Source organism: Streptomyces sp. NPDC058289 (assembly GCF_042880975.1).
GTDB lineage: Bacteria > Actinomycetota > Actinomycetes > Streptomycetales > Streptomycetaceae > Streptomyces > Streptomyces stoeckheimensis.
In genome coordinates, this window is the sequence record NZ_JBHVYI010000143.1 from 1 (window position 1) to 10,298 (window position 10,298).

General features: G+C 69.3%; 8 protein-coding genes. 4 read left to right on the forward strand and 4 right to left on the reverse strand.

Annotated elements, in window-relative coordinates; all coding sequences use genetic code 11:
- The first annotated feature begins 423 nt into the window (after positions 1-423).
- From ACFVX6_RS38655 to ACFVX6_RS38665, 3 genes are all read left to right on the forward strand, one after another.
- On the forward strand, positions 424-1,887 hold the full coding sequence (locus tag ACFVX6_RS38655) for an NCS2 family permease (RefSeq protein WP_389699274.1): 1,464 nt from the start codon (positions 424-426) through the stop codon (positions 1,885-1,887).
- A gap of 97 nt (positions 1,888-1,984) precedes the next feature.
- Positions 1,985-3,148, forward strand: coding sequence for an XdhC family protein (locus ACFVX6_RS38660; RefSeq protein WP_389699275.1), 1,164 nt, complete (start codon positions 1,985-1,987; stop codon positions 3,146-3,148).
- A 153-nt stretch (positions 3,149-3,301) separates the two neighbouring features.
- Complete coding sequence (locus ACFVX6_RS38665) at positions 3,302-4,567, forward strand: YncE family protein (protein WP_389699276.1); 1,266 nt, start codon at positions 3,302-3,304, stop codon at positions 4,565-4,567.
- A gap of 187 nt (positions 4,568-4,754) precedes the next feature.
- Here ACFVX6_RS38665 and ACFVX6_RS38670 read toward each other — a convergent pair whose 3' ends face one another.
- The 3 genes from ACFVX6_RS38670 to aroD all read right to left on the reverse strand — a co-directional run bounded on the left by ACFVX6_RS38670 (position 4,755) and on the right by aroD (position 9,392).
- Entirely contained in the window at positions 4,755-6,107 is a 1,353-nt protein-coding gene (locus tag ACFVX6_RS38670; RefSeq protein ID WP_389699277.1) for a phospholipase D-like domain-containing protein, read from the reverse strand.
- 127 nt (positions 6,108-6,234) lie between these two features.
- Positions 6,235-8,454 carry a germacradienol/geosmin synthase gene (locus ACFVX6_RS38675; RefSeq protein ID WP_389699278.1) on the reverse strand — a complete coding sequence of 740 codons (2,220 nt, stop codon included), beginning with the start codon at positions 8,452-8,454 and terminating at the stop codon, positions 6,235-6,237.
- A 200-nt stretch (positions 8,455-8,654) separates the two neighbouring features.
- On the reverse strand, positions 8,655-9,392 hold the full coding sequence (aroD, locus tag ACFVX6_RS38680; RefSeq protein WP_389699279.1) for a type I 3-dehydroquinate dehydratase: 738 nt from the start codon (positions 9,390-9,392) through the stop codon (positions 8,655-8,657).
- 221 nt (positions 9,393-9,613) lie between these two features.
- Between aroD and ACFVX6_RS38685 the strand changes: the two genes are divergently transcribed.
- A complete protein-coding gene (locus tag ACFVX6_RS38685) occupies positions 9,614-9,832 on the forward strand; it encodes a hypothetical protein (RefSeq protein ID WP_243338778.1) in 219 nt (72 codons plus the stop codon).
- Between the two features lie 49 nt (positions 9,833-9,881).
- Here the strand turns inward: ACFVX6_RS38685 and ACFVX6_RS38690 are convergent, their stop codons facing one another.
- Entirely contained in the window at positions 9,882-10,154 is a 273-nt protein-coding gene (locus tag ACFVX6_RS38690) for a hemerythrin domain-containing protein (protein ID WP_389699280.1), read from the reverse strand.
- Positions 10,155-10,298: the final 144 nt, after the last annotated feature.

Below are 10,298 nucleotides of genomic sequence, written 5' to 3' on the forward strand. Positions count from 1 at the left end.
GTATACAAACAAGACGCCGATGTGTCCGGAAGGGCACACCGGCCCCCTCTCGGCGGGGTGGTCCGGGGGCCGCGCGCCCCCCGGACCCCCCCCAGATTTCCGGGCGGTGTGACACGGGAACGTCACACTTCCAGTCGCACCGCCCGGAGCACAGAAGTCCGGAGTCATCAGGACCGCACCGCTCGCGGTCAAGTTTCACCGGCAGTACCCCCCCGTAGTACCCCCGGGTGCACCGCCTACCCCAGGTGACACCAGGAGTACCAGCCGTACCGCAGAACCCTCGCAGTACCCGCAGTACACGCAGTGCACATTTTGCGTCGCCTCGGGCCGTCACCCCGGGTCGTGCAGCCAAACGCGTTATCCCAAATCCCGTGTCTCCAATCTTTATGCGGGTGCCCCTTTGAACCTTGGGAGTTAGGCACCATGACCCAGTCCTCTGTGGAGCCCAAGACCAGTGCGGAGGAAGCCGGAAACGGCCCTTCGACCCCCGCTGGACAGTCCTGGCTCGACCGGTACTTTCACATCAGCAAGCGCGGATCCAAGGTCGGCAACGAAGTTCGTGGCGGTATCACGACCTTCATGGCCATGGCCTACATCCTCCTGCTGAACCCCCTGCTCCTCTCGGGAGCGGACGTCGACGGCAACAAGATGGCCGCCTCGGCGATCATCACCGCCACGGCCTTCGCGGCAGCCGTCACGACGCTCCTCATGGGCTTCGTCGGCAAGGTCCCGCTCGCGCTCGCGGCCGGCCTCTCCGTGTCCGGCGTGCTGGCCTCGCAGGTGGCCCCCCAGATGACCTGGCCGCAGGCCATGGGCATGTGTGTGGTCTACGGCATAGTGATCTGTCTCCTGGTCGTCACCGGCCTCCGAGAGATGATCATGAACGCGATCCCCCTCGCGCTCAAGCACGCCATCACCATGGGCATCGGCCTCTTCGTCGCCCTGATCGGCTTCGTGAAGGCGGGCTTCGTCGGCAACGGCGGGGAGTTCATGCCCCCCGTCCAGCTCGGCGCGACCGGTGAGCTCTCCGGCTGGCCCGTCCTGCTCTTCGCCATCACCCTGGTCGCCATCTTCATGCTCCAGGCCCGCAAGGTGCCCGGCGCGATCCTGATCGGCATCGTCGGTGGCACCGTCCTCGCCGCGATCCTCAACGCCATCGTGGACATCGACCCGAAGGCCTGGAAGAACGGCCCGCCGGAGCTCAGCGGCTCCGCGGTCTCGGCGCCGGACTTCTCGCTCTTCGGTGACGTCTCCTTCGGCGGCTGGGGCGACGTCGGCTACATGACGGTCGGCATGATCGTCTTCACCCTGGTGCTCGCCGGCTTCTTCGATGCGATGGCCACCATCATCGGCGTCGGCACCGAGGCCAAGCTGGCCGACGAGCAGGGCCGCATGCCGGGCCTGTCCAAGGCGCTGTTCATCGACGGTGCCGGTGGCGCCATCGGTGGCATCGCGGGCGGCTCCGGCCAGACCGTGTTCGTCGAGTCCGCCACCGGCGTCGGTGAGGGAGCCCGCACAGGCCTCGCCTCCGTCGTCACCGGCCTCTTCTTCGCCGCCTGCCTCTTCTTCACCCCGATCACGCAGATCGTCCCGGGTGAGGTCGCCTCCGCGGCCCTGGTCGTCATCGGCGCGATGATGATGCAGAACGCCCGCCACGTGGACTGGGCCGACAGCTCGACCGCGATCCCGGTCTTCCTGACCGTCGTGGTCATGCCCTTCACGTACTCGATCACCGCCGGTGTCGCCGCGGGTGTCATCTCCTACGTCGCCATCAAGGTCGCTCAGGGCAAGGCCCGTGAGATCGGCGGCTTCATGTGGGCGCTGACCGGAATCTTCCTGGTCTTCTTCGCGCTCCACCCGATCGAGAGCTGGCTCGGCGTCGGCTGAGCCGATCCGACCAGGTCCGACCGACCTGATCCGTAGCGCAAGACCGCACCCTCCACGTATCCGATACTGGAAACTGAACCCCTCCGAGGAGGCCCCCATGCTGGATATCGCCGAAGAATTGAACCGGTGGGTCGAGCAGGGACGTGACTTCGCCGTCGCCACGGTCGTGGCGGTCGGCGGGAGCGCGCCCAGGCAGCCCGGAGCGGCCCTCGCCGTCGACAGTGACGGCACGGCCATCGGTTCGGTCTCCGGTGGATGCGTGGAGGGTGCGGTGTACGAGCTGTGCCAGCAGGCGCTGGAGGACGGCGAGACCGTCCAGGAGCGCTTCGGCTACAGCGATGACGATGCCTTCGCCGTCGGTCTGACCTGCGGCGGAATCATCGACATCCTGGTGACCCCGGTCCCCGTGGGCTCTCCCGCTCGGGAGGTGTTCGCGGCCTCGCTGGCCGCCGCCGCCCGAGGGGAGGCGGCGGCGGTCGCCCGGATCGCCGAAGGTCCGGCCGAGCTCATGGGCCGCGCCGTACTCGTCCGGGGCGAAGGCTCCTACGAGGGCGGGTTCGGCGGTCACCCCGAGCTGGACCGCGCCATCGCCGACGAGGCCCGGGCCATGCTCGACGCCGGCAAGACCGGTGTGCTGGAGATCGGGGCCGACGGCCGCCTCTGCGGCGAGCCGCTCAAGGTGCTCGTCGAGTCCAGCGTCCCGCCGCCCCGGATGGTCGTCTTCGGAGCCATCGACTTCGCCTCCGCCCTGGTGCGGATCGGCAAGTTCCTCGGCTACCGGGTGACGCTGTGCGACGCCCGGCCCGTGTTCGCCACGAAGAAGCGTTTCCCCGAGGCGGACGAGATCGTGGTCGACTGGCCGCACCGCTACCTGGAGGAGCAGTCCTCCGCCGGCGAGATCGACGGCCGGACGGTCCTGTGCGTCCTCACGCACGACGCCAAGTTCGATGTCCCGCTCCTCGAACTGGCCCTCAAACTTCCCGTCGCCTACGTCGGCGCCATGGGCTCCCGCCGCACCCACGAGGACCGCAACAAGCGGCTCCGCGAGGTCGGCGTGACCGAGCTCGAACTGGCCCGGCTGCGCTCCCCGATCGGCCTGGACCTCGGGGCCCGCTCCCCGGAGGAGACCGCGCTGTCCATCGCCGCCGAGATCGTCGCCAACCGGCGCGGCGGCACCGGCGCGGCCCTGACCGGCGCCCACATCCCGATCCACCCGGACGTCGCGAACACGGTGATCAGCAGGATCGGGTCCGTCGCTTGAAGAGCTGACGAGTTGTAGCACGGTGTGGAAAGGGCGCAACCCCGTGGGGGTTGCGCCCTTTCGTCGTTCCGCCTATCTTACCGGCCGGTAACAGCGTCTCCCCGCAATGGAGTTGACCGGATGTCTGCCAGCCGAACGAGTAACCGCGGTGTCATGACGGCCTTGCCGGCCCTGGCGGCCGTGGCCGCGCTGGCGCTGGCCGCCCTCGCGGCGGGTCCCGCGCCCGCGGCGGGCGCCGGGCTGTCCACGGGAGCGGGGTCGGCCGGTCCGGGCCCGCGAGAGGTCCTGTTCGTGGGCAACAACTGGGAGGGCACCGCCGACGTCCTCGCCTCCACCGGGAACCTGGCCAAGGTGGGCCGGATCAACATGGTCCCGGACAAGGAGGAGCGGCTCCGGGAGATCTACCTCAACCCGGTGAAACTCGCCTACTTCCTGGGCGTCCGGGCCACGGCGGGCGAGGGCCACGACCAGTTCGTCGACGACATGTACACCACCCCGGACGGTTCCGCCGTCGTCGCCTCCCGCCCCAGCTTCGCCGACGTCGTCTCCATCGACGTCCGCACCGGCCGGATCAACTGGCGCTTTCCCGTGGCCGGTTACCGGGCCGACCACATGGCCGTCTCCCCGGACGGCACCCGCGTGGCGGTCTCGGCCTCCACCGCCAACACCGTGCACGTCCTCGACATCGCCAGCGGCCGCCAGGCCGGCTCCTTCGCCACCGGCGACAAACCGCACGAGAACACCTTCACCCGGGACGGCCGCTTCCTGTGGAACAGCTCCATCGGTGACGTGACCTCAGCCCTCGACGCGCCCTGGCTGGACTGGACGAAGGGTGACCGCAGGATCACGGTCGCCGACGCGCAAACCCTCCGTCCGGTCCGGGTGATCGACATGCGGGCCCGCCTCGACGCCTTCGGGCGCTCCGACCTGTCCGACGCGGTGCGGCCCATGTCCTTCGCCCCGGACGAGTCGAAGCTGTACTTCCAGGTGTCCTTCTTCAACGGTTTCGTCGAGTACGACGTGGCCGCGGACCGGATCACCCGGATCAAGACCCTCCCCGTGAACCCCGCCACCAGCACCGACCGCACCACCTGGGTCAACGACTCCCGGCACCACGGCATGTCCATGAGCCCGGACGGGTCCAAGCTGTGCGTCGCGGGGACCATGGACGACTACGCGACCGTCGTGGACCGGGCCACCCTGGAACAAGGGCCCCTCGTCCCCGCCGCCAAGCCCTACTGGGCCACGGTCGACGGCGACGGCTCCGGCTGCGTGATCTCCGAGAGCGGCGCCGACCAGGTCACGGCCATCGACTTCGCCACCGGCACCAAGCGGGTGTCCGTACCCGTCGGAGACCACCCGCAGCGGGTCCGCCTCGGACACGTCCCGGCGGACTGGACGGGGCCCGCGGCGCGCTGACCCGAGGCCGGCGGGGCCGGAACCCGCCCGGCCGCCGGCCCTGCGAGGCAGGCCGGCGGCCGCTTCGGCCGGTCGTCCCCGAGGGCGTGGTCGCCGTCGTCGGAGGTGTCTACACGACGCCGGTTGGTCGGCGTTCGCGACGATGATGACCGGTGGGAATCCCCTCCCTCTAGGGAGGGAGCGGAAGTCAAAGGACTCCGCCGTACTGGGCTTCCGCGATCGCGGCGGCACGCTGCTCACGGAAGTTCGCCACGTAGGCGTCGTGCACCGTCGGGCTGTTGTACTTCAGCAGGGCCTCGTCGTTGCTGGTCAGGGCCATGCCGGTGTAGGTGTGGCTGCCGGTGAAGACGAGCTTCTGGTCCTTCGCGCCCTTGTACGAGCCCTCGATGAGCAGGTACTTGGTGTGGCTGAAGGTTCCGGAGGCCGCGGGGTCGGCCGGGTTCTTCAGGTCGTCGTTGGTCAGACGGTGGAGGGAGATCTTGCCCTTCTCGGTCGACCGCGTGAGCCAGTAGGCCGTCTCGCGGTGCACGCCCTCGGCTTCGTAGTCGGAGAGCTTGCCGTGGACGACGTCGACGAAGCAGCCGGCGTCGGCCAGCTTCCAGAGCTTCTCCGCCACGACCGGCCGGGAGATGTGACCGTTGGCGATGCGGATCACGGTGCGGCCGTCGGCCGTGCCGTGGCCGGCGGTGTTCCCGTGGCAGAGCGGGGCAGTGGTCCCGTCGGGGTTCGTCACCGGGGTTTCGATCATGCTCAGGATGTTCTCGACGACGTCCGTCGAGTTGCGCGGGAAGAAGTAGCCCTTGGCCGCCCCCGCCTCCACGTCGATCGCCAGGTCGTCGACCCGGCCCGACCCGTCCGGCAGCGCCTGCGAAGCGGCCATCAGGTCGAAGTAGCGGGTGTAGCCGGCGTGCAGGTCCGCATTGTCGGCGACGGTCAGGGCGTCGTTCCAGGCGGACTCGCGGTCCCAGGTGGTGAGGTTGCCCGAGGACTGCACCACGACGTTGTCGACCGGCTTGCCCTTGTCGGGAAGGCCGCTGCCGGTGGTCCGGGAGAAGAGGAAGAACTTGTTGTGGTTGACGCCGCCCGTGCCCTTGGCCAGGCACGGCCGGTTCGCTGCGCACACCTTGAACCAGGACGTGCCGTACGTCGAGCCCGCGGGCGGGGTCGCCGCGAAGGCCGTGGTCAGCTTGTCCCTCACCGTGGCACCGGAGCCGGACATCCAGGCGTCGGTGATGCTGTCGTCGTCGACGAGGACCTGCACGTTCACGTTCCTGCGGTGCGCCGTCGCGAGCTGGTCCGCGAGCCAGCTCGATCCGAAGAGGTACAGCGATATACGGATGGTCGACCCGCTCTGGGCGCCGTTGACCAGGCGGCCGAGCTGGCTGAGGATCGCGCCCTGCTCGGCCGTCGTGCCCTTGGGCTTGTTGAAGACCGGGCCGGTGGTCACGTACGTCGTCGTGTCCTCGGCCGAGGCGGACGGAGCGCCCACCGCCAGGAGGGCCCCGATGAGCAGGGCCGTGAGGATTCTTTTCTTGATCACGCGGGTCACCCTACGGCGGGCTTGCACCGGTTGATCCTCCGGGAGGCCGGGGGCGGACCGGGCCGGAACGGGCGTGGCCGGGGCGGGCGAGCGGACCGCCCCGGCCGACCGCCCCGGCGGTCCGTGCTCAGCCGGCGGGCAGGCCGATCCGGGCCGCCGCCATGCCGAAGGAGGCGCCCAGGACGCCGGTGGAGATCCCGTCACCCAGCCGGTGCAGGTCCTCCTCGCGGTAACGCTTCACCTTCTGGTGCCAGTTGAGGATTCCGGCGAGCCAGTCCTGCAACTCGCCGACGTAGCTGTCGAGTCCGGCTCGGGCTCCCGCGTCGAGCTTCCAGTCCTCGTAGAGCAGCGGCAGTTGGCCGGCGACGATGTGCTCGAACTCCTCGGTGCGCTGCGTCATCAGCGAGTGGCAGATGTGCAGGGCCTCCGGGTAGCCGATGTCGAAGAAGTTGCGGGTGACGAGCACGTAGTTGTGCACCTCGCCCTCGACCTCCACCTCCTTCTGGTACGAGAAGATGTCGTTGATCAGGCAGGCGGCGTCGGCGGCGGCGTTCTCCAGGGAGCGGATGGTGCCGGAGGAGTAGATCTCCTCGGGGATGCCCCGGCCCGCCTGGCCGAGCCGGCACAGGTACATGGTGAGGTAGGTGCCGAAGGTGCGGCGGCGCATCTCGGCGTAGTCCACCGGATCCGGGATGCGGTTCAGGATCTGGTTGTCCACCTCCCACAGCCAGCTCTCCAGCATGTCCACGAGGGTGGCCCGGAACTCCGTGCGCACCGACGGGCTCATGCCCAGGCTGGTGCGCACCCACAGGTCGCCGAGGGCGCGCTCCATCGCGGTGGCCGGTACGGCCTGTTCGGCGTGGTCCACCGGGATCATGGCGACGAGCCGGGCGTGCGTGGCCTTGGCGGCCGCCGGGTTCTTGGCCTGCGCGAAGACCACCGGGTAGTAGTCGTCCCCGTACGTGCCCCAGGTCAGCCAGCAGGCGTTGAGGGTCAGCGCCTCGGGGGTGGCGTCGGGGTCGATGCCCGCGGAGCAGAGCGCGAAGTCGTAGCCGCGCAGCTTCTCCTCGTTCCAGATCGCGGAGCCGGGGTCGCCGGGCTGCGGGTGGAGCAGGCCCATCTCCCGGGCCCACGCCACGGATTCCTCGCGCGCGCGGGTGTGGTGCGGGCTGAGCGTGAGCGGGAACGGCATGTAGACGTCCGGGACGACGGACGGGCCGGTGTGCTCGAAGGGGACGTGGGTGAAGGAGCGCCGGCGCAGTTCCAGGGCGCGGGGGGCGAGGATGGAGCGGAGGTCGAGGGCGGTGGTGCCGAGACCCGAGGGCATGAACGGCAGGGTGAGCGGGGCGGTGGCCCGGGCCTCCTTGTTCATGTAGCGGCTGGAGACCATGTGCCACTCGTGGCCGCCGGACTGCCAGTCCTGGAGGCCCTTGGCGTAGGCGAGGACGGCGGCGATCTCGGCCGGGTTCATGGCGTGGTCGGCGAAGAGCTGGGGGAGTTCGGCGAGGGCGGTCTGCTCGAACTGCTGGAGCCGGGAGGTCAGGAGGTCGTTGGAGGCGTCGGCGGCCTCCTGGGTGGTGCAGTTGAGGAAGGTCTCCAACACCAGGATGGCGTTGGAGAGTTCACCCTCTTCGGAGACCTCGCGCTGGTAGGAGAAGATGTCGTTCCTGATGTGCACCGCGTCCGAGAAGGAATCGCGCAGCACGCCGAGGGGTCGGGAGTGCGCGACGCGGGCCGGAACCTCCGCGGAGACGTACTCGATGAGGCCGGCCGACCAGGGGGCGCCACCGACCTTGCGACGCATCTCGATGTATTCGAGGGGGTTGGAGACCCGCCCGATGTTGATGTTGGCGAGTTCCCACATCGATTCGTCGAGCAGGTTCTTGGTGGACAGGGAGAACCGTTCCCGCCAGTCCATCGACATGGCCGGGACGGTACGGGCCCACAGGTCGGCGAGTCCGGCCTCGACGGGGTTGGTGGCCTCGGGGAACCCGTCGGCCAGGTCCATCGGCATGAAGGCGCCGAGCCGGTCGAGGTAGGCCTTGGCGCCCTCGCGGTCCTGGGAGCGCTTGAACATCTCCAGGAAGTGGTCGTCGAAGAAGAAGACCCACACGTACCAGTCGGTGACCAGGGACAGCGCCTCGCTGTCGCAGTCGGGGTGGGTGTACGAGCAGAGCAGGGCGTAGTCGTGCGAGTCGAGGTCGCGCTCCTCCCAGACGCCGGAACCTTCCAGCATCCCGAAGTCGCGGGCCCATTTCTTGGTGTGGACCCTGGCGTCCTCCAGGTGGGGGTTCAGTCGCGCCGGATAAGGCACATAGAAATCCGGCAGTTGAAACGGCTGCGTCACGGCAGGGTGGGCCTTTCATCTGACTGTCTCGTTGGTTCCTCACGAGATCAGCAGGGCACTACCCGTGTTGCCGGTCGGATAAGGGGGAGTTCACTTCATCAGGTGACGTGCGGGGCGTTCTGCAACGGATGGGGCTGGTGACCGGTAGAGGGATGGGGGAGGCGCGGCCGGGGAGGTGGTGGCCCTCCCCGGCGCGGGGCTCAGGCCCCGGCGGACTTCCGCTCGTCGAAGGCCGGGTAGAACTTGCGCAGCAGGCCGAAGGTCTCGGGGAAATCGAGCTGGCCCGGGGCGGAGCTGGCACCGAAGAAGGAGTAGGTGATCCGGGACCCGAGGGCGGGGAAGAAGACGCGCGAGACCGCCCCGGCCTCGCCCATGGCGATGACGATCAGCCGGGTGTCCTCGGCTCCGGCGCGCAGCAGGAGCGAGGCCAGCCGTCGTACGTCGTCCTCGGACCGCACCATCGTGGACACCTTGACCACATCGGCGCCGGCGCTCTTGGCGTCGTCGATGACGGCCTGGAGTTCCTCGGTGGCCGGCGTGAATTCGAAATTGTGATAGGAGACGAGCGCCACCGTGTCGTGCCGGTGGGCGGCCTCGATCACCTCGGACAGGATTTCCCCGGAGGAAAGCTCGATGTCCACGGCGTCGACCTGAGGGGCGAGCGCGCGGAACAGTTCGAGCCGTTGCGCCTCGGTTCCCTTCCACTCGCCGCCTTCGCGGGCGGACCGGATCGTGGCCAGGACCGGCAGCGCCTTGAACTCGTCCACCTGGGCCAGGACATGGTCCGTTCCGGTCGCCGCGTACCGGTCGACGCGCAGTTCGGCCACGTCGACGCCGGCGCTCTTCGCGGCGTGGGCGCGCGGCTCGGTCTCGCTGTCGTCGAAGCTGACGGCCACCAGCGGAATCCCGCCGTCGAGAAGCGCCCGCAGTGAATTCATTTCTTGGTCACAGCCTTTTCGATTCCGATATCCGACGCGAAGTACGGGGTGAACGGAGCGGATTATACGTGGAATCCCCCGGGGCGAGGGGGTGCGCCCGCCCCTTGGTCGGGCGGGCGCCCGGCGCGCCCGAAGGTGCTGGTGTCGCACCTCCGGATGCTTGTCCGATTGTTCTAGGTTTGTGCCATCAGTTCATATTTTGGAATTCCGGAAGGACACTCATGGCGATCGACCTCGACAAGGTGCTGGACAAGGCGTGGGCCGACAAGCCGCTCGCGGAGGTGCTCGCGGCGCCGGTGGCCGCGCTCAAGGGCGTCACCGACAAGGACGGCGAGCTGCTGCTGGAGGCCTTCGGCGTCAAGACCGTCGCCGACTTCGGCCAGCTGAAGTACGCGCGCTGGGCGCAGGCGCTGGTCGCGCTGAACCAGACCACCAAGTAGCGGGACCACCGGGGGCGGGGCGGGGCGGGGCGGGCGGGGGGCGTACCGGCTACCCGGCGGGCCTCAGGTCCCCGTCGGGATGGGCCGCGCGCCAGGCCTTGATGGACAGGTCCCAGTCGTCGCCCGTCAGGGCGGTGAGGGAAGCGGGAAAGAGGCCGTCCTCCTCTTTCGCGATGTGGTGGTGGAGCTCCTCCACCGCCCGGCGCAGGGCCGCGGCGTCCGCCGGGTCCGTCACGTCGGCTCCGGCGAGGAACGCCGCCAGTTCGCGGTGTTCCTCGACCAGTGCCGCGATGTACGGGGCGTACTCCGGGTCCTGCTCCATGACGGTGAACAAGCCGTGCTGCGGGCCCTAACCAAGGGGGCGGTGGAGGGCCGGCATCTCGCCGCCGCGGGGCCGCGCCCGCGGGGGGTCCCCCCCGGCCAGGGCGCGCCATGCGTCGCCCGCCGCGGGGGGCACCGCCGCGAG